The following is a 20214-nucleotide window of genomic DNA, read 5'->3' on the forward strand; positions in this document are numbered from 1 at the left end:
GGTAATAGTTTTTAGTGTTTAGGAGGAAAAGTAATGTCTGAAACTCAGAGCAAGAGCTCAGCTAAGGCAAAGATCCAGAAATTCGGGACCTTCCTGTCAGGCATGATCATGCCAAACATTGGCGCGATTATTGCCTGGGGCTTCATGACCGCGATCTTCATGTCGCCGAACGGCTGGTTCCCGAACAAGTACATCAATAGCTTTACCAGCTCAATGCTGTACTTCATGATTCCAATCTTGATTGCCTACACGGGCGGCAAGAGCGTCTATGAGGAAAGAGGGGGCGTGGTTGGTGCCATCTCCGTTGTCGGGACCATCGTCTTGGCCTTCCCTTGGGCCAACCCGGTAGCACAGGGTATCGTTTATCCGGCCCTTTACCCATACGCAGCCAACAAGGCTACGGGGATTCCAATGTTCCTAGGGGCCATGATCATGGGGCCGCTCAGTGCCTGGTGCTTGAAGAAGTTTGACCAAGCCTTCCAAAGCAAGGTCAAGGCCGGCTTTGAAATGATCTATAACAACTTCTCCCAGGGGATCATGGGGATGATCTTCGTAGCTATCAGCTACTTCTTGATCGGACCTATTTTGGTTGTATCAACCATTTGGATTGCCAACGGGGTTGACTGGATCATCGCCCACCACCTGCTGCCACTGGCCAACCTGGTTATTGAACCAGCCAAGGTCTTGTTCTTGAACAACGCGATCGGCAACGGTGTCCTGGTTCCTTTAGGTATCCAGCAAGCTGCCAAGGTCGGCAAGTCAGTCCTCTTCTTGATGGAATCAAACCCTGGCCCTGGTTTGGGGATCCTGCTGGCCTGCTCAATTTTTGGCAAGGGTTCAGCCAAGAGCTCTGCTCCGGGTGCAATGATCGTTCACTTCCTTGGTGGGGTGCACGAAATCTACTTCCCATATGTTCTGATGAAGCCAATCCTGATCCTGGCTGCCATGGCCGGCGGGATTACCGGGACCTTCCTCTTTAGCATCCTGGGCGGCGGTTTGACTGCTGCTGCCAGTCCTGGCTCAATTATCGCCATCCTGCTGGTTTCAGCCAAGGATGCCTACTTCGGCAACATTGTCGGTGTGCTTGGTTCAGCAATTGTTTCCTTTGTCGTTGCTGCTGTTATCTATAAGATGGACAAGAGTGATTATGGCGACCTGGCTGCCGCTCAAGGGCAAATGGCAGCTATGAAGGCAGAATCCAAGGGCTTGACTGAAGAAGAAGCCGGAGCTTCAGCTGTTGAAACGGTCGAAAGCTACAAGGATGTGCAAAGAATTATCTTTGCTTGTGATGCCGGCATGGGCTCATCCGCTATGGGGGCATCGCTTCTGAGAGATAAGGTCAGGAAGGCGGGCTTGAACCTGCCAGTTACTAACACTGCTGTCCGCAACTTGAAGGATGAACCGGGCCTGCTGGTCATCACCCAGGAAGAACTGGCTGAACGGGCTAAGGAAAAGACGCCAAACGCTTTGCACGTGGCTGTCGGCAACTTCCTCAGCACGCCAAAATATGACCAGGTCGTTGCCCGTTTGAAGGCAGCTGGTGAAACCCTGCCAGAAGCAGACCAGGTCAAGAAGAGTGAAAAGACAGCTGCTAAGGCAAACAGTCTGGCTTCGATCGATTTCAGCAAGGTTAAGGAAGTCAACTTTATCCGTCACGACCAACATCTAGGTACGGTGACGATGGCGTCAAGCCTGTTCAAGGACCAGATGAAGAAGGCCGGCAAGACAACCCCTGTTAAGGCCGTCAGAATCAATGAACTGGACAATGATCCAAGCCACCTGGTCATCGTTACGCCAATGGCTGGCAAGAACCTGGCTATCCGCTATGACCAGATCCAAGTTATCACCGTTGCTGACTTGCTCAAGGCCGGCGAAGTCAGCGGCCTGGTTGACAAACTGAAGTAAGGAGAGCAGAAGCATGAAACTGGAAAAAGATATGATCAAGTTGAACCAGAATGTTGCCACCCGTGAGGAAGCTATCCGCATGGCCGGGCAGCTCCTGGTAGACCACGGCTGCGTCGAGCCGGAATACATTGACGCCATGCTTGCCCGGAACGCGGATGTGTCAACTTATATGGGGAACTTTATCGCTATTCCGCACGGCACTGATGAAGGGAAGAAATACATTAAGAAGACCGGGATTTCAGTTGTCCAAATCCCAATGGGGGTCGACTTCAGCGACCCAGATAATGACCAGGAGCAATTAGTCACGGTTGTCTTCGGGATCGCAGGCCTGGGCAATGAGCACTTGCAGCTCTTGTCCCAGATTGCCCTGTTCTGCAGCGACGTTGCCAACGTAGCAAAATTAGCCGACGCGCAAACGCCAGAAGAAATTATCGGTTTGTTAGACAAAGTAGGAGAAAATTAAAAATGAGAGCAGTACACTTTGGTGCAGGTAACATTGGCCGCGGCTTCATTGGTGAAACTTTGGCAGCCAACGGTTTTGGAATTGATTTTGTCGACGTTAATGAAACGATCATTGATGCCTTGGTTGAGCGGGGTGAATACGATATTCAACTGGCCGCCCCGGGGAAAAAGAAGATTCACATTAGCAACGTGACCGGGATCAACAACGCCAAGAACCCTGAAAAGGTAGTCGAAGCCATCAAGACAACCAACATGGTTACCACGGCAATTGGCCCCAAGGTATTGAAGATCATTGCTCCTCTGATCGCCCAAGCCTTAAGCGCGAGAGTCAAGGAAAATCACGAACCTTTGGATGTCATTGCCTGTGAAAACATGATCGGCGGTTCCCAGTTCTTGAAGGAAGAAGTCTACAAGCACTTGACTGACGAAGACAAGGCCGAAGTTGACAAGTACGTTGGCTTCCCGAACGCCGCTGTTGACCGGATCGTGCCAATTCAGCACAATGAAGACCCACTCTTTGTTTCAGTTGAAGACTTCAAGGAATGGGTTATCGACGAAAGCCAGATGAAGAACCCGAAGATCCGCTTGGAAGGCGTTCACTACGCTCCAGACCTTGAACCATACATCGAAAGAAAGCTGTTCTCAGTCAATACTGGTCACGCCACTGTTGCTTACACCGGCAAGGCTCTGGGCTATGAAACGATTAGGGAAGCCGTTAAGGATGACCGGGTCGTTGACCAGGTAACCCGCGTTTTGGCTGAAACCCGTTCCCTCCTTTTGGCCAAGTGGGACTTTAGCAAGGAAGAACTTGAAGAATACCATGCTCAAGTCATCAACCGCTTCAAGAACCCATACATCTCTGACGATATCGCCCGGGTTGGCCGGACACCAATTCGTAAGCTGGGCTATGATGAACGTTTCATCCGGCCAATCAGAGAACTGAAGGCCCGGGGTCTTGACTACACGGCCTTGCTTGAAACGGTCGGCAAGATTTACCACTTTGACGAGCCAGCAGACGCTGAAAGCCAAAAGCTGCAACAGATGCTCAAGGATGAACCGCTGAAGGAAGTCGTTTTGGAAACGACTGGCCTCAAGGATGACCCTGACCTGGTTGAAGAAATCATCGCTTCAATCAAGGCGGCTGATTAAGTAAAACAATTTTGCAATAAATTCCAAATCAAAAACTAAAACAACACGAAGCAAAAGCAAGAAGAAAAAGCATGTTTGAAAAAACATGCTTTTTTGCTTCTTATTGAAATATAAATCCGTGGCATTAGCCCGAATTACGCAGGCCGGAAGCGACCCCGTTGATGGTGATGTGGATGATCGATTCGTAGATGCCGCTGAGCTTTTCTTGCCGGCCCCGCTTGATCATTTCCAGCTGGACGTAGTTCAAGACGTTGAAGTAAGGCAGGCGGTAGTCCAAGCTGCTTTCCAAAGACGGGTTGTCTTCCAAAAGCTTGCTGTGGCCTTCGATCTGCAGGATGACTTCCTTGGTCAGTTCCCATTCCTTCTTGATGATGTCAAAGACTGACCGGGTAGCTTCGTCTTCACAAAGACCAGCGTACTTTTCCGCGATTTCCATGTTGGACTTGGACAAAACCATGTCGACGTTGGACAGCAGGGAGTGGAAGAATGGCCAGCCCTGGTACATTTCCTGCAGTTCCTTCAAGTTATTCGGATCAGCATCAATGAAGTGCTTGAAGGCTGAACCAACCCCGTACCAGCCTGGGAACATGACCCGGCTTTGTGACCAGGAGAAGACCCAAGGAATGGCCCGCAAGCCGGACAGTTCAGTAATCTTCTTTCTGGCTGCCGGCCGGGAGCCGATGTTCAAGCTAGAAACTTCCTTAATCGGCGTAGCCTGGAAGAAGTAGTCATGGAAGTGCGGGTTGTCAAAAACAAGTTCCCGGTAAACTCGGTTGCTGTCTTCCACAATGCCGTCCATTGAAGCCGTAAAGTCCTGGATGTGGTCCTGGCTGACATTTTGCTTGGAGACCATCCGGTCAACCGCGGCGGAAACCAGCATTTCCAAGTTGTAGTAGGCAGCGTCCTTGTTACCGTACTTGTTCTGGATGATTTCCCCTTGTTCAGTGGTCCGGATCCGGTCCTTGATGGAGCCGAATGGCTGGGAAGTGATAGCTTCGTATGATGGGCCGCCGCCCCGGCCAACCGTGCCGCCCCGGCCGTGCATGAAGGTGATCTTGATGCCCTGTTCCTCGCCGATGGCTGTCAGTTCCTTTTGGGCCTTGTACAGGCTCCAGCAGGAGGCCAGGTAGCCACCGTCCTTGTTGGAGTCGGAGTAGCCCAGCATGATTTCCTGGTAGTTGCCCTTAGAAGCAACCCAGCGCTTGACGATGTCGAAGCTGAGGTAGCGCTTCATGATTTCCCGGGAGTTCTGCAGGTCTTCCACCGTTTCAAACAAAGGCACCACTTGCACCCGGGCCTTTTCGGAATCGAGCAGGCCGTATTCCTTCAGCATGATGGCTTGTTCCAGCATGTCAGAGATGCTTTCGGTGTGGGAAATGATGTGCTGCTTGATCACATTCTCGCCCAAGGTGTCCTTAAGCAGGCGGGCAGTGTGGTAGATCTTCAGTTCCTTTTGCAAAAGCTCTGACTTCGGTGAGTTGGATGAGTGCAGGCTGCGGGGATCATTGTTTAATTCACTGAGCAGGATCTGGATCTTTTCTTCTTCGTCCAAATCGCTGTAGTTGTCACAAATCCGGGCACTCTTTAAGAGCTCTGCCACGCAGGCTTCGTTGACGCTGGAGTCTTGCCGCATGTCGATCGTAGCCAGGTGGAAGCCAAAGACATCAATAGCTTCTAGGAGGTCGTCAAAGTGGCCGCCGGTAACTGCCCGGTCATGGTTTTGGATTAATGACCGCTTGATGGCTTCCAGGTCTTCCTTGAACTCGTAAGCATCCTTGTAGACCGGAGCCTTGAGGGCAGCTTCTTTCTTAACGACGGCTTCCTTGGAGAAGACGTCCAAAAGCTCCATTTCCGTGTGGGCCAGGCGGCTTTCCAGGTAGTAGAAGGCCCGGCGGTAAGGTTCGTTTTCTCGGAATGGGGAGTTGTCGGCTGACAATTGGCCAGTTCGGTAACTTCCGGCGTTGGCTGCACGTAAGAAGTTGAAACAGACACTGTCCGGTAAAGGTCGTTGAGAGCCTTGATGTAGTATTCAAAAATGACTTCACTTTGAATCGTCGCGCTCAAGCGGAGGGTTTCAGCCGTAACGTAAGGGTTGCCGTCCCGGTCCCCGCCGATCCACATGCCCATGGTGATCGGCGTTGCCCCGTCAACGTTGAGGCCCTTTTCCCGGGCAAGTTCCTTGTAGCGGGCAGTCAGCTTAGTGATGGCCGGAATCAGGGAGTCAGGGTAGTAGACCATGACGTTCTTGATTTCATTGGAGACCTTCAGTTTCTTTTCCCGGATGATGTCCGTCTGCATGATGATTTCAATGTAGCGGCGGAGCTGGTTGGTCCACTCTTTCCGGTTGATGGTGCCGGTCTTGAAGTCCCGGTAGCGGCGGAGCTGGTCGTGGATCTTGTTAGTCAATTCCAGAATGGTCTTGCGCTGCACCTGGGTTGGGTGGGCGGTCAGAACTGGCACGACATTGACATGACTCAGAATTTCAGCGGCATTGTCCTTTTCCGCTACCAGGTCAACCGTTGATTCCAGCTTGCCCAGGTAATCCTTGTCCGTGTTGTTGAGCAGGTTGACTTCGCTGGCCAGGTCAACGTCTTCAGTAATGTTGATCAAAAGTGGCAGGGTCGCGAAGTAGCGGGCGACAATGATCATCTCTTGATTGCTTAAGCAGGCAATCTGACTTTCCAGCTGGCTGTGGTCGCCGCTGGCAGCAATTTTAACCAGGCCCTTGATCTTGGCGAATTCTTCGTCGCCAACCAAATGGCGGGTGCTTTCGTCAAGCAAATCGGTCAAAATCTTGACCTCTTCAGCAATAACCGCGTGGTTACTGTTGTTCTCTAATTTCTTAGCAGTCACGCTTAACTTCCTCTTTCTTTTAAAATAAACTTTGTTTGCTAATGCTTTTTCTCTATCATACGCCTTTTTTGCCCAAAATTGAATTAGCTTGGGCTTGCTTTCAGCAACTTTTTCTAAAAAACGAACAATCGTCTTGACAAAAAATGTCCTTTTTGCTTAATGGGGAACTATACAAGCTGCTTGAGCCAGCTGGCCAGCATAATAATCACGGGCACGCTGACCACAGACATTAAAGTCGACAGGCACAGACAAGCCAATTTTTTCTTAAATAAGGAAGAAGTTGAAAAAAGGGAGGAGAAAATGGTTGAAAAGCATGGAGGCAAAAGGCCAAACCTGTTATACTGATTTAGTCATAATTGCAGTAGAAAATTTAAGAAACAGAGGAAAATCTATTGATCACAGTAACAGATTTAAGTTTGCAAATCGGCAGTCGCACCCTTTACAGCGACGTCAACCTTAAGTTCACGCCGGGCAACTGCTACGGCATCATTGGAGCCAACGGGGCCGGCAAGTCGACTTTCTTAAAGCTGCTGGAAGGAAAAATGGAACCAACCACGGGCTCAATCAGCATGGGCCCTAACGAAAGAATGTCCAGCCTGAATCAGGACCACTTTGCCTTTGAAGATTTTTCCGTTATGGAAACTGTGATTCAAGGCCACCAAAAGCTCTACCAGGTCATGAAGGAGCGTGACGCCCTTTACGCCAAGGCCGACTTTAGTGAAGAAGACGGGGTCAAGGCGGCTGAACTGGAAACGGAATTTGCGGAACTGGACGGCTGGAACGCGGAAGCTGATGCTGCCCAGCTTCTCCAGTCCATGAGCATTCCGGAAGACATGCACCAAAAGCAGATGAGCGAGCTGGCGGAAAGCGACAAGGTTAAGGTCCTTTTGGCCCAGGCCCTTTTTGGCAACCCGGACATCCTTCTTTTGGACGAACCGACCAACGGTCTGGACGTGCACACCACGGCCTGGCTGGAAAACTTCCTGGCTGACTACGAAAACATCGTCCTGGTCGTTTCCCACGACCGTCACTTCCTGAACCAGGTCTGCACCCAGATGTGTGACGTTGACCGCGGGCAGATCAAGCTCTACGTCGGCAACTACGACTTCTGGTACGAATCAAGTAAGCTGGCTACGGAACTGGCCCGCCAGCAAAATGCCAAGAAGGAAGAACAGATCAAGCAGCTGCAGGAATTCATCGCCCGTTTCTCAGCCAACGCTTCCAAGTCCAAGCAGGCTACTTCTAGAAAGAAGCAGCTGGACAAGATCAGCTTGGACGACATCAAGCCATCCAGCCGCAAGTACCCGTACATCAAGTTTGAGGTGAACCGGGACCTAGGAAACGACTTGCTGAGAGTGGACAATGTGTCCTACAAGTCCGGCGACGAGCAGCTTTTGGACAATGTTTCCTTTATCGTCCGGCCAGGTGACAAGGTTGCCTTCTTGTCCAGAAACACCCGGGCAACCACGGCCTTGATGGAAATCATCGCCGGCCGCCTGGAACCAGACTCCGGGACTGTTACCTGGGGGCAGACGACTTCCTTTAACTACATGTCCAGAGACCTTAACGCCAACTTCGACAATGACGAATTGACGATTTTGGATTGGCTGCGCCAATACGCTGACAAGGAACACGACGACAACACCTTCCTGCGGGGCTTCTTGGGCAGAATGCTCTTCAGCGGCGACGAGATCAACAAGCAGATCAAGGTCCTGTCCGGGGGTGAAAAGGTCCGCTGCCAGCTGTCCAGAATGATGCTGGAAGCAGCCAACGTGCTGGTCATGGACGATCCAACCAACCACTTGGACCTGGAATCCATCACCGCCTTGAACGAAGCCATGGAAAACTACCCTGGCTCAATTCTCTTTACCTCCCACGACCACGAGTTCATCCAGACCATTGCCAACCACATTATTGAAGTTGGTCCAAAGGGTGTGGTGGCCCGGGCCGACATCAGCTACGACGACTTCCTGGTCCACCCGACTGTTCAGGAACAAGTTGCAAAGATTTACTAAAAGCAGAAAAAGCCAAAGAAAAAGCTTATCCGTCCTGGATAAGCTTTTTTGCATCTGCCTTATGCTTCATTGTCAAGTACTGACCGGTGACCTTTTAAGGCAAAGACATAAACCAAAAGAGAAATGAAGGCCGCGAATGAGACGTAGTAGAAGAAGAGACTTTCATGGCCGATTGACCGCATGTATAAGGCGACGTATTCGGCCGGTATGTGGAAGACAATTACTACGGGGATGTCTTTGTGATCTGTGTCTTGCCGGATGACTTGTCCATGAAACGAAAAAATAAAATGGTGAAGCTCGAGAATGAGTTTCACCATTTTTGGTATGTGTAATTTTTGGCCACTATTCATGAAAATCGATGGCAAAGCGGGCCAGAAGGATCAGCAAGAGTTGCAAGAGGTTCAGCCAGAGAAAGCCAGAGCCAAAAGCAACAGGGGCGACCATTTCGCCGGCTGTTAAAAGCAGGAGGGCGGCCAGGAAGAAGAAGATTCCCCGGTCGTCCAGCTTGTTTATCCGCAGGCTGAGCCAGGCTTCGCAGATAAGCATGACGATGAAGACCAGGCCGGCGACAATTGAAGGGATGAAAGAGGACCAGCCCATTAGCCTGGCGGAGTTGCAGACGTCAAGCAAGCTGGCCAGGCCGGCCCAAAGAAGAAAGAGGCTGAGCAGAAAGCTGACAGCTTGCAAAATTTTGGTAATGACTTTCAAAAGAACACCTCGATTCTCAAAGAATATTTTTCCTTCAGTATAATGCGAAGAATTTTTTTGAGCAAACGCATAGATTTTGTTAAAATTTGTTATTTTCACTTAAGGACATCTTTGTTTTTGTGAAAAATAGGTAAAATCGGCCCAAACACAGACAAAACAGTGCTTTCTCTTTAGGATAGTCAAGAATAATCTTCAAGCAAAAAGCCCCAAGAATGAATCTTGGAGCTTTTTTGCGCTTAAGCTAGGCAATGTTTTTCAAAATATTAGTCCGGTAAAGAAGCAGGTTGATCACGACAATCCCGCTGGTTATCAGGAAGACGGCGCTGTAGCCGAAGTGGGCGGAAACCGTTGAACCTAGCAGAGGGCCAAAAATATTGCCGACGTACATGGCACTTTGGTTCCAGCTGAAGACCCGGCTGGTCAATTGTTTCGGGCTGTGCTTGGTCAACATGGTCTGCACCTGCGGGAAGAGGCAGGCATCAGTAAAACCGATCAAGAAACGGCAGATTCCAAGTTCGGCGGTATTGCGGACAAAAGCTGTCAAGAAGAAGAGAATGATCGAGCCAATCAAGCCAGCTAAGATGATCTTGTGGGTTCCGATCCGGTCACCTAATCCCCCGAAGTAAGAGGCTGCGGCCACCGTAGCGATTCCTGGCAAAGCCGCAATTACCCCGCTGGCAAAGACAACCTGTCCAGAATTGTGCATCAAGCTTCTGACGTACAAGGAAACGATTGGATTGATGGAGTTATTGGCTGCTTGAATGATCAAAGTAGTTAGCAGCAGGCCGATAATCAGTTGCCCGCTCTTAAACTCCTTAACTGTCTCCTTAAAGTTGCCCCGCTGTCCATTCTTGACCGGCACGAAGTCATCTTCATGGATAAAAAAGACTGACAAGACAAAGCAGATAAAAAGCAGGGTCCCGGTGATAAAGAAGGTTACTCGGTAACTAAAAGCTTGGGAGAGTGCTCCGCCGGCAAATGGCCCTAGCAATTGTCCCCCGGTCGTGGCTGAGCTCATGATCCCTAAGGCCTTGCCCGCCTTGTTTTTTGGCGTTTCTGCCGCGATTAGAGCGTTGGAATTGGAGATAAAGCCAGCAAAAACGCCCTGCATCCCTCTCAAGAACAGCAGCTGCCAGACATTCTGGGCCAGGCCCATGCAGGTAAAGACAACCGCCATCCCCAAAGAAGCCCGCAGAATCATCGGCTTGCGCCCCTTCTTGTCGGCCAGCTTGCCCCAAATCGGGGAAACCAGGGCTGCCACGACGTAAACCGCTGAAAAGACGATCCCGGACCAAAAGCTCAGCTGCTGGTGGCTGAACTTGCCCAGGGTGTCAATGTACAGGGACAAAAACGGCGTGACTTCTGAAAAGGCAATCCCCGCCAAAAAGACGCTGACCGTTGAGACTTGCAGATTTCTTTTCCATACCGGTTTCTTTTGCACTCTAAGACCTTCTTTACAATCACTAATAAATACTTTACATATCTTTTACCTTACTCTTGCAGGAAAAATAGTCAAGGAAAAAAGGCCCTCTAATAGGAAGAGAGCCTTTTCAAAAAAGAAAATCTTAAATTTTAGTTGTCGTTGTCAGCGATCCCGAAGATCCGCAAAAATTGCAGGAAGAGGTTGATGAAGTCCAGGTACAGCATCAAAGCCCCGTTAACGGCCAGGCCAAGTTCTGGCAGCTGGTCGCCGTAACTGGCGTAGATGGACTTCATCTTCTGGGCATCCCAGGCAGTCAAGATCGTGAAAATGATGACCCCGATGATGGAGAAGATGAAGCTGGCTGGCGTGCTCTTCAAGAACATGTTGACCAGGCTGGCCACGATCAAGCCCCAGATGGCGGCTGAAGCGTAAGCCCCGATGGTGTCCAGGTTCTTCTTAGTCACGCTGCCGTAAGCCGCCATCCCGATGAAGACGGCTGAAGCGGATATGAAGGCTCCGCCGATTTGGGCACCCGTGTAGGCAAAAGCCAAAAGGGAGAATTCTAGCCCGTAGATAACCGCGATAGCCATCAACATGAAGAAGGCCGTTGTCGGCTTGCGAGTAGCCTTAAAGCTGATGCCCACGCTCAAAATCAGCGGCAATAGCAGCAAGACCCAGAGGAAGACCCGGTTGGTGAGTAGCGGCAGCAGGCTGCCAGAGAAGACCGTCAAGGTCAAGTAGGCAGTCAAGGCTGAGACCAGAACCGCCAGGCCCATGATGGAATACATTTTCGTTAAAAAGCCATTGAGCGCTGAGTCGTCAACGATGTGGCGGCGCTCTTGTTCAGGCGAAACGTTAAACATAATTTCTTTTGCTCTTTCTAAAAAACTAAAAAAACTGTGGACAGAATTTATTCCCAGATTGCCGTTTTATTCCGGTAATCAACGTGATATCCAGGGTTTAGATATAACAATAACATAGCCTCTAAAAAAAGCAAGCCGGACGGTTCTTCCGCTAAAAAAAACTAAAGAAAAAATCAAGAAAGTCCGGCTTGCAGGAAAAATATCGGAGTCAATAGATTGAAGAAAGCGGATAAAAGGTTCAAAATTAATAGCTAGAGGAGGTCAAAATATGTCAAAAGAATATGCTGATCGGCCAATCGGCGTTTTTGATTCCGGCCAGGGGGGCCTCACGGTCCTCAGCCGCCTGGTTGATCTGATGCCAAACGAAGACTATGTCTTCTATGGCGACTCAGCCAATGCTCCTTACGGGGTAAAGAGCAAGGAAGAAGTCTACCAGCTGGCCAAGCGGGTAGTTGATGAACTGATTGACAAACACCAGGTCAAGGCCGTCATGATTGCTTGCAACACGGCAACCAGCGCGGCGGCTGACCGCCTGCGCCGGGAATACTCCCTGCCGATCATCGGGATCGAACCGGCTGTCAAGCCGGCAGCTGAAGAAAATCCCGGCCGGCAGGTTGTTGCCATGGCCACTCCCTTGACCCTGGAGCAGGATAAGTTCAACCAGCTGGTTGCCGAATGTGCTGAGCCTGGTCAGGTGGTCAAAGTGCCAGCCCCGAAACTGGTCGAATTGATCGAAAAAGGGCAAACTGACAGCCCGGCCATTTACCAGTACCTGGAAGAATTGCTGGCCCCATATGTCGGCAAGGCGGCAGGAGTGGTCCTGGGCTGCACCCACTTTCCTTTTGCCAAGCAGGCCATCCAGGAGATCTTAGGCCCCCAGGCCAAGGTCTATGACGGAGCCATCGGGGCCGCTGCTGAAGTCAAGCGGCAACTGGCCAGCCGGGATGAACTGAATGCCAGCAGCCAGCCTGGCCAGATCCTGTTTGAAAACAGTGCCCCAGCCGGCGCCGATTTGAGCAAGCGCCTCTATGCCCTTTACCGGCAAAAGCAGTAGCTGGCAAAAGGCGTTTTTTCAGCTAGAATAATAGTAAGAAAGCAAACAATTAGCTTTAGATTATTAGAGGAGGATTTATGCAAAAGCCAGCAGAATGCACGACCATTTTAGTCGGCAAGGACGCCACCATTGATGGCTCCACGATGATTGCCCGCAGTGAAGACGGCGGCAGCACCATTATCCCTGAAGCCTTTATCGCGGTTAACCCGAAAGATCAGCCAAAGCACTACAAGGCAGTGATCAGCGGCCAGGAAATCGATGATGAAGACCTGCTGCCAAACCCGCTGCGCTACACCAGCGCTCCAGACGCTTCCGGCAAGAACGGGATCTGGGCCGCTGCCGGGATCAACGACGCTACGGTAGCCATGACGGCCACGGAAACCATCACCACCAACAGCCGGATCCAAGGGATCGACCCCTTAGTTGAAGAAGGGGGCCTGGGCGAAGAAGACTTTGTCACTTTGACTTTGCCATACATCCATTCGGCCAGAGAAGGGGTCAAGCGCCTGGGCTACCTGGTGGAAAAGTACGGGACCTACGAAATGAACGGGTCAGCCTTTGCCGACCATGACGAAGTCTGGTACATCGAAACCATCGGCGGCCACCACTGGGCTGCCCGCCGGATTCCGGACGATGCCTATGTGGCAGCGCCAAACCGCTTGAACATCGATTTCTTTGACTTTAACGACGAAGAAAACTTCATGTGCTCAAGTGACTTGCTGGACATCATCAACGAATACCACTTGAACCCGGACTACCAAGGCTACAACCTCCGTCACATCTTTGGTTCATCCACCATCAAGGATGCTCACTACAACAACCCGCGGGCCTGGTACATCCACCGCTACTTCGACCCTGAATGGGAAGGCGAGCCAGGGGACCAGGACCAGCCTTTCATCACTTACGCCAAGAAGAAGATCAGCCCGGAAGACATCAAGTTTCTGGAAAGCTCCCACTACCAGGACACCAAGTACGATGTCTACAGCACGACCAACACTGAAGCGGAAAAGAAGCTCTTCCGCCCAATCGGGATCAACCGGAACTTCGAAACCCACATCCTACAAATCAGAAATGACGTTGAAGAAGGTATCGCCGGCGTGCAGTGGCTAGCCTTTGGCCCGAACACTTTTAACTGCTTCGTGCCTTTCTACACCAACGTTACGACTACTCCGGCCAGCTTCCAGACCGGTCCGGACTTTGACTTGACCAAGATCTTCTGGCTCAACAAGCTGAACGCCCAGCTCGGCGACACCAACTACAAGGTTTACAGCGCTTTGGAGCAGGCTTTTGAAGAAAAGACCATGGCTAAATTGCGCCAGATCGAAAACGAAACTGACCGGGCTGTTAAGGGCTTGACTGGCCGCGACTTGCAAGAGAAGCTGGAAGAAGCCAACCAGAAGATGGCTGACTTGACTTACAAGCAGACCGTAGCCTTGACCGGGGAAATGGTCAAGGACGGCCACAGCTTGATGAAGCTGAAGTACGACCTGCTGGATTAATTGGAGATTATTGATGAAAAAAGCCGCTGAAATTCAAATGCTGAAGGACTTTTCAAATGCCAACGCCACTTCCGGCTTTGAAAATGAATTCGTTGACCTTTTTACCAAGACGGTCAAGGACTACGCCGACCTTGAAGTCGACGGGATGCTGAACGTCTACGCTTCCAAGAAGCAGAACACTGGCAAGCGGCCGGTGATCCAGCTGGACGCCCACTCAGACGCCGTGGGCTTCTTGACCCAGGCTATCCGGCCAAACGGCTTGATCAAGTTCGTGACCCTGGGCGGCTGGAACAATGTGGTTCTGCCGGCCCTCAAGGTCAAGGTCAGAAACCGGGACGGGGAATACATCCCCGGCGTCGTGGCCTTAAAGCCGCCCCACTTCATGTCGGAAGCTGAAAGAAAGTCTGTCCCGCAGGTCGCTGATTTGTCTATTGACGTCGGCTCCTCCAGCCGGGAAGAAACGATCAATGACTACAAGATCGACACTGGCTGCCCGATTTTCGTTGACGTGGACTGTGAATACAATGAAAAGACTGGCCTCTTCTTCGGCAAGGACTTTGACGATCGCTTCGGCGCTGCTGCCATGGCTGACATCCTGGAAAACTTGAAGGATGAAGAAGTCAACTTTGACCTGGTTGCCGCCTTGTCCAGCCAGGAAGAAGTCGGCCTGCGGGGGGCCTATGTCACGGCCCGCAAGATCAAGCCGGACCTCTGCCTGGTTCTGGAAAGCTGCCCGGCCGATGATACTTTTGAACCGGACTGGCTGTCTCAGACTGGCCTTAAGCGGGGACCAATGTTGCGGGACATGGACGTCACCTTCCTGCCAAACCCCAAGTTCCAGCAATACGCCTGCGACTTGGCTGATAAAAACGGGATTCCTTACACCCGGTCAGTCAGAACTGGTGGCGGGCAAGACGGGGCGGCCATCTACTACGAAAACGGGGCCCCGACCATCGTGATCGGGATTCCGGTCCGCTATGAGCACTCCCCATACTGCTTCAGCAGCTACAAGGACTACAAGGCTGCTGTTGATCTGGCCTTGGCGATTATTAGAGATATCGATAAGGAAAAGCTGGAATCCTTTAAAAGCTTTAATTAATTAAGGGAACTTTTTACCTTGTTAACGCTTTAAGGATCTGCTAGACTAAATTAAGTCAAATTGAATAAAAGCCACTAGGGGAGCGAAAGCTGAGATGACGAAAGTCGACCCTTTGAACCTGACCAAGGTAATTCTTGCGCAAGGGAAGTGTTTCTTAAACATGATTTCAAACTCCTAGCCGGCAATTGTTGGATAGGAGTTTTTTTAATGCTTAGAAGAGAGAGCAAGTGGAATGTGAAGGCTATTATCTTGATGGCCTTGATTGGGATTATTATGGGGGTTATCTACACTTACGTCGTCAACCCCATCTACAATTCAGTTGAATTAGCCTTGAACCTTGTCGGCCTGGGGCCCTTAGCCGGGCAGATCTGCGCCGGTCTTTGGTACATGGCTGCGCCTTTGGCCATGTACTTCGTGCCAACCTTTGGCTCCGGGATTGTCGGGGAAACCCTGGCTGCTACGGTTGAAATGGCCTTCGGTGGCCAGTGGGGGGCAATGACCATCCTGCAAGGGCTGGTGCAGGGGGCCTGCAACGAAATCGGCTTCTTCCCGAAGAAGAAAAACTATGACCGCTTCGGCTGGGGCAGCTTGATTACCGGGGCAGTCTGCTGCGCGGTGGCCGGCTATGTAATGTCTTACTTAACTTACGGCTGGAGTGCCTACAAGCCAGCCCTCTTGATTGAAATGTTCATCGCCTGCATCATTTCTTCCATCGTCTTTGACGCGGTTTTGGTCAAGCTGATCACTAAGCTCTTTGACCGGGTCATGGCCAAGTAGTTTCGTAAAGTTATCATTTTTTTGATAAAAATAATCAAAAAGGCGTGACAAGCCCTCCTTAAAGTTGTATGATGAAAAACATTGTTAGTTATCTTTCAAGGGGGGGAGCAAAATGACGCAATTAATTTTAAGCAGACTAAAGAAGATGAACCGGGCATACTGGAGCACGGTTGGCCTCTTGCTGGCCTTGATGCTGCTGACTACTTGGATTGGCCTGCATACCTTTGCTTACCTGAATCTCTAAAATCAAAATTTGCCAGAAAAAACGCGTGAACTTGCAAGTTCACGCGTTTTTGTTTTCTTCAAAATATTGAGGTTATTTTGTTCCTCTTAGCCGTTGATAATGGACAAGAGCTTGGAGGAGACCATGTCGATGGCCACTTGGTTTTCCCCACCCTGGGGGATGATGATGTCGGCATACTTCTTGCTTGGCTCAACGAACTGGTTGTAGCTTGGTTTAACCGTAGCCAGGTACTGGGAGATGATCCAGTCGATTGACCGGCCCCGTTCCTGGGTGTCCCGCTGCAAGCGGCGGATGAAGCGGATGTCGTCGTCAGCGTCGACAAAAAGCTTGATGTCCATGAACTTCCGCAATTCTTCTGAAGCCAAAACCAGGATTCCTTCCAGGATGATGATGTCGGCTGGCTCAACATGAATAGTGTCCTTGGCCCGGGAGAGGATGTTGAAGTTGTAGGTCGGCATTTCAATTGCCTTGCCATCCAGCAGGTCCTGCAGCTGCTCAATCAAGAGGTCAGTGTCGTAAGCATTGGGATGGTCGTAGTTGATCTTCTTGCGTTCATCCATGCTGAGGGCTGAATTGTCGTTGTAGTAGGCATCTTCAGTCAGAATTAGCACCCGGTCAGCTGGCAGGCGCTTGCTGATTTCCTTGGAGACTGTCGTCTTGCCTGAGCCTGACCCCCCGGCAATCCCAATGACGAGTGGTTTCTGCTTAGCCATTATTCTGCCTCTTTTTCCGCTAAATCATTGCGGCGGAGGATGTCGCGGACTTTCGTGGTCAGCATGTCCAAAGCGACATCGTTGGCCCCGCCTTCTGGCACGATGATGTTGGCGTAGCGCTTGCTTGGCTCAACAAACTGGTGGTAGCTTGGCTTAACCGTGGCCAAGTACTGGTCGATGATTGAGTCAAAGGACCGGCCCCGTTCAGCCATGTCCCGGTGCTGGCGGCGGATCAAGCGGATGTCGTCGTCAGTGTCGACGAAGATCTTGATGTCCATCAAGTTCCGTAATTCTTCCGAGGCCAGAACCAGGATCCCTTCCAGGATGATGATATCAGCTGGCTCAACGTGGACCGTTTCCGTGCTGCGCAGGTGGGTGGTGAAGTCATAGATCGGCATCTCGATGGCTTTGCCATTCAGCAGGTCCTGCAGCTGGCTGATCAAGAGCTCAGTATCAAAAGCATCCGGATGGTCGAAATTAATTTTATTTCTTTCAGCCATGGACATTTCCGGGTGGTTCTTATAATAAGAGTCTTCCGTGATGATCCGGATCCGGTCGTTTTTGAACTGGTCATATAATTCGTGGGCAATGGTCGTCTTCCCCGACCCGCTGCCGCCGGCGATACCAATAATGATGGGGTGTTGCTTTTTTGACATTGTAAAACTCCTTTAGCTATTAATTATAGAGGCCAGCCGGGGCCGGGTCTAGTCAAACTGTGAAAAAACGGGCTTTAAAGCGGTTACGTGTTTCTAAAGTAGAAACAGCTGTTGCTAAACTAGGCAAAATCTAATATAATTAATAATATCTAAGAAGAGGCAAAATGAAATTAAGAATATTTGGGAAAGAAATTAAGATAAGTAAGCAAGTTTCCCGGCTTTTTATTGAAAAAAGCTAAAAGGATGAAGTGGAACTGACAAAAGACTTGCACGAAAGCCCACTTTCTGGTAAATTTAACAAAAATTAAGCATGCTTAAATAAAAATAACCGCTTACGAAAGCAGAAGGGCAAGCTCACATCTCAGATGATTCGGCTCCTGCTTTTAAAAAGGACCGAAAGATCTGGCTGCTTTGCTAAAACAGAGCAAATAAACGAACTTTTACCAAAGGAGCCGCCTGTTTGATCAATACGGCTTAAGCCAAGAAAGCTGAGCCAAACCAACGGTGATTTAATTAAGCAATAATAAAACGAGGAGGACCACTATGGCAGCAATTATCGAATTCAAGAAAGTCAACAAGTTCTACGGTGACTACCATGCCTTAAAAGACATCAACTTAAGCATTGACGAAGGCGAAGTCGTTTCCATCATCGGCCCTTCTGGCGCGGGCAAGAGTACCTTGATAAGAACCATGAACGGCTTGGAAAGAATTTCTTCCGGCGTCTTGGAAGTGGACGGCTATGACCTGGGGGACAAGAAGACTGACTTGAACAAGATCCGACGGAATGTCGGCATGGTTTTCCAGAACTTTAACCTCTACGAAAACCACACCGTCCTGGAAAATGTCATGCTGGCCCCAAGAATCGTTTTGCACCGGGACGAAAAGGAAAACCGGGAAATCGCTGAAAAGCTGCTCAAGCAAGTTGGCCTTTTGGACAAGGAAGACTCCTACCCAAGACAGCTGTCCGGTGGGCAAAAGCAGCGGGCGGCCATTGCGAGATCTTTGGCCATGAAGCCCAAGGTGCTCTTGTTTGACGAACCAACCAGTGCCCTTGACCCGGAAATGATCCAGGACGTTTTGGACGTCATGCAATCCATCGCCGCTGAAGGGATTACCATGGTGGTCGTGACCCACGAAATGGGCTTTGCCAGAGAAGTGAGCGACCGGGTCATCTTCTTTGAACAGGGGCAAGTCTTGGAAGACTCCCACAACCCGAAGGACTTCTTTGAACACCCGAGCAACCTGCGGGCTCAGGAATTCCTCAGCAAGGTAATTTACCACTAATAAAAGGAAAGTAGCGGTTACATGAGACACACGAAACTATTCCGCAAAGTTGCCGCCCTGCTTTTTCTGTTGCTGACCACTGTTTCACTTTCCGCCTGTGCTGTTGAAAGTGACAACTCAGTGCGTGTCTACAACCACGTCAAGAGCAGCAAGACGATTACTTGGGGCGTCAAATTTGATACGGCTTTGTTTGGGATCAAGAGCGTCAAGACCAACAAGCTGGAAGGTTTTGAAATCGACCTGGCCCGCCTTTTGACCAAGGAGATCCTGGGCAAGGACGGCAAGGCAAAATTCATTGAAGTTACGTCCCAAACCAAGATCCCGCAGCTTAAGAACAACAACCTGGACGCGGTTCTGGCCACCATGACCATCACGGATGAGAGAAAGAAGTCGGTTGACTTCTCCACTCCTTACTTTAAGGCGGGGACATCCCTCATGACCAAAACCAGCAGTCCAATCAAGTCGATCAAGGACTTAAACCACAAGGGCCGGGTGGCCATCGTGGTTAAGGGGACAACGGCTGCGGACGATATTGCCCGCCTGGCCCCCAAGGCCAAGATCCGCCAGTACAATGACTACGGTGCCTGCACCAATGCCCTCTTAGCCGGGCAAGGGGATGCGGTCGCCACTGACAACGGGATTTTGGCCGGGATTGCCGAGCAGCACAAGAGCCTGCACCTGGTTGGCGGCACAGTTGCCGTTGAACCTTACGGGATTGCCGTTGAAAAGGGGCAGACCAAGATGCTGGAAGCTATCAACAAGGCTTTGCAGGAAGCTAAGGCAGACGGCAGCTACCACAAGCTTGTCAAGAAATGGTTTGGCAACATTCCAGGATTCAGTGTTAAGGAGGCTGAATATTAATGTTGAGTTTACTTGGAGCAAACTGGTCCACCTTTTTGCTCGGTTTTTGGAATACGATTCTCTGCAGTCTGATTTCCTTGTTTTTCAGTTTGATCATCGGATCCGGCTTAGCCATCCTGGAAACCGTGCCTAACAAGTTCTGGCGCGCGGTTGCCAAGGTCTATGTCGAAATCTTCCGGAACATTCCCTTGCTGGTTGTCACCATGGTCTTTTACCTGGTTTTGCCAACTTACACGCCGCTGAAGCTGACTGGCTTCCAGGCAGGGACAATCGGCTTGTCCATTTACTCATCAGCTTTTATCGCTGAAACTGTTCGCTCCGGGATCCAGTCCGTCGGGACCGGCCAGATGGAAGGGGCCCGGTCAAACGGGATGACCTACTGGCAGGCCATGCGCTACGTTATCCTGCCCCAGGCCTTCAGAATCGTGATTCCGCCATTGGGCAACCAGTTTGTCAACTTGATCAAGAACTCCAGCATCCTGGCTTTCGTAGCCGGCTTTGACTTGATGTACCAAGGGGACATCGTGGCATCCAATACTTTCCAGACCATCCCAAGCTATGTCTTAGTCAGCCTGTTCTACCTGGCTTTGACTCTGCCGCTCAGCTACTACATGCAGTATCTGGAAAAGAAGGGCGTTTAGGAGGCACA

The 20214-nt window shown here is 50.6% G+C and carries 18 protein-coding genes, 1 pseudogene and 1 riboswitch; of the genes and pseudogenes, 12 read left to right on the top strand and 7 right to left on the bottom strand.

Features of this window, described 5'->3' with window-relative positions; translation table 11 throughout:
- Positions 1-33 precede the first annotated feature (33 nt).
- The 3 genes from DS743_RS05965 to DS743_RS05975 are packed head-to-tail and all read left to right on the top strand — an operon-like array spanning position 34 to position 3516.
- The gene (locus DS743_RS05965) at positions 34-1905 is read left to right on the top strand and encodes a PTS mannitol transporter subunit IICB (protein ID WP_003611500.1); all 1872 of its coding nucleotides are present in this window, start codon (positions 34-36) and stop codon (positions 1903-1905) included.
- 13 nt (positions 1906-1918) lie between these two features.
- On the top strand, positions 1919-2368 hold the full coding sequence (locus tag DS743_RS05970; RefSeq protein ID WP_035183761.1) for a PTS mannitol transporter subunit IIA: 450 nt from the start codon (positions 1919-1921) through the stop codon (positions 2366-2368).
- A gap of 2 nt (positions 2369-2370) precedes the next feature.
- Complete coding sequence (locus DS743_RS05975) at positions 2371-3516, top strand: mannitol-1-phosphate 5-dehydrogenase (protein WP_013439171.1); 1146 nt, start codon at positions 2371-2373, stop codon at positions 3514-3516.
- A gap of 124 nt (positions 3517-3640) precedes the next feature.
- On the opposite strand, the pseudogene ppc reads toward DS743_RS05975, so the two are convergent.
- Positions 3641-6306, bottom strand: a pseudogene (ppc, locus tag DS743_RS05980) (phosphoenolpyruvate carboxylase).
- A gap of 455 nt (positions 6307-6761) precedes the next feature.
- Between ppc and DS743_RS05985 the strand changes: the two are divergent.
- Positions 6762-8384, top strand: a complete 1623-nt coding sequence (locus DS743_RS05985) for an ABC-F family ATP-binding cassette domain-containing protein (protein WP_035183755.1) — start codon at positions 6762-6764, stop codon at positions 8382-8384.
- A gap of 59 nt (positions 8385-8443) precedes the next feature.
- Here the strand turns inward: DS743_RS05985 and DS743_RS05990 are convergent, their stop codons facing one another.
- The 4 genes from DS743_RS05990 to DS743_RS06005 form a co-directional block, all read right to left on the bottom strand.
- Positions 8444-8566, bottom strand: coding sequence for a hypothetical protein (locus DS743_RS05990; RefSeq protein WP_035184183.1), 123 nt, complete (start codon positions 8564-8566; stop codon positions 8444-8446).
- A 160-nt stretch (positions 8567-8726) separates the two neighbouring features.
- A complete protein-coding gene (locus DS743_RS05995) occupies positions 8727-9092 on the bottom strand; it encodes a hypothetical protein (RefSeq protein ID WP_035183754.1) in 366 nt (121 codons plus the stop codon).
- Positions 9093-9333: 241 nt separating this feature from the next.
- Positions 9334-10533 carry an MFS transporter gene (locus tag DS743_RS06000; RefSeq protein WP_035183752.1) on the bottom strand — a complete coding sequence of 400 codons (1200 nt, stop codon included), beginning with the start codon at positions 10531-10533 and terminating at the stop codon, positions 9334-9336.
- Between the two features lie 131 nt (positions 10534-10664).
- Positions 10665-11378, bottom strand: a complete 714-nt coding sequence (locus DS743_RS06005) for a Bax inhibitor-1/YccA family protein (protein WP_002878038.1) — start codon at positions 11376-11378, stop codon at positions 10665-10667.
- 268 nt (positions 11379-11646) lie between these two features.
- On the opposite strand from DS743_RS06005, the gene murI reads away from it, so the two are divergent.
- The 5 genes from murI (at position 11647) to DS743_RS06030 (ending at position 16051) form a co-directional block, all read left to right on the top strand.
- Entirely contained in the window at positions 11647-12432 is a 786-nt protein-coding gene (murI, locus tag DS743_RS06010) for a glutamate racemase (RefSeq protein ID WP_003617115.1), read from the top strand.
- Positions 12433-12509: 77 nt separating this feature from the next.
- On the top strand, positions 12510-13931 hold the full coding sequence (locus DS743_RS06015; RefSeq protein WP_035183750.1) for a C69 family dipeptidase: 1422 nt from the start codon (positions 12510-12512) through the stop codon (positions 13929-13931).
- A 13-nt stretch (positions 13932-13944) separates the two neighbouring features.
- Complete coding sequence (locus tag DS743_RS06020; protein WP_013439183.1) at positions 13945-15030, top strand: M42 family metallopeptidase; 1086 nt, start codon at positions 13945-13947, stop codon at positions 15028-15030.
- Between the two features lie 66 nt (positions 15031-15096).
- A riboswitch (TPP riboswitch) is annotated at positions 15097-15193 on the top strand.
- A gap of 44 nt (positions 15194-15237) precedes the next feature.
- Positions 15238-15807: an ECF transporter S component gene (locus tag DS743_RS06025; RefSeq protein ID WP_035183748.1), complete on the top strand. Its 570-nt coding sequence runs from the start codon at positions 15238-15240 to the stop codon at positions 15805-15807.
- 112 nt (positions 15808-15919) lie between these two features.
- On the top strand, positions 15920-16051 hold the full coding sequence (locus DS743_RS06030; protein WP_257786105.1) for a hypothetical protein: 132 nt from the start codon (positions 15920-15922) through the stop codon (positions 16049-16051).
- A gap of 86 nt (positions 16052-16137) precedes the next feature.
- Here the strand turns inward: DS743_RS06030 and udk (DS743_RS06035) are convergent, their stop codons facing one another.
- Positions 16138-16764 (bottom strand): uridine kinase, encoded by a 627-nt coding sequence (gene udk / locus DS743_RS06035; protein WP_016395746.1) that lies wholly within the window; start codon positions 16762-16764, stop codon positions 16138-16140.
- Entirely contained in the window at positions 16764-17420 is a 657-nt protein-coding gene (gene udk / locus DS743_RS06040) for a uridine kinase (protein ID WP_003617126.1), read from the bottom strand. The genes udk (DS743_RS06035) and udk (DS743_RS06040) overlap by 1 nt, the downstream gene beginning before the upstream one ends.
- Before the next feature lie 543 nt (positions 17421-17963).
- Here udk (DS743_RS06040) and DS743_RS06045 point away from each other — a divergent pair.
- The 3 genes from DS743_RS06045 to DS743_RS06055 are packed head-to-tail and all read left to right on the top strand — an operon-like array spanning position 17964 to position 20206.
- Entirely contained in the window at positions 17964-18704 is a 741-nt protein-coding gene (locus DS743_RS06045; RefSeq protein ID WP_035183747.1) for an amino acid ABC transporter ATP-binding protein, read from the top strand.
- Between the two features lie 21 nt (positions 18705-18725).
- Positions 18726-19565 (top strand): transporter substrate-binding domain-containing protein, encoded by an 840-nt coding sequence (locus tag DS743_RS06050; protein WP_035183745.1) that lies wholly within the window; start codon positions 18726-18728, stop codon positions 19563-19565.
- On the top strand, positions 19565-20206 hold the full coding sequence (locus tag DS743_RS06055; protein ID WP_035183743.1) for an amino acid ABC transporter permease: 642 nt from the start codon (positions 19565-19567) through the stop codon (positions 20204-20206). Before DS743_RS06050 ends, DS743_RS06055 begins: the two co-directional genes overlap by 1 nt.
- The last annotated feature ends 8 nt before the right edge of the window (positions 20207-20214 follow it).

The organism is Lactobacillus leichmannii, from assembly GCF_024701915.1.
Taxonomy (GTDB): Bacteria; Bacillota; Bacilli; order Lactobacillales; family Lactobacillaceae; genus Lactobacillus; species Lactobacillus delbrueckii.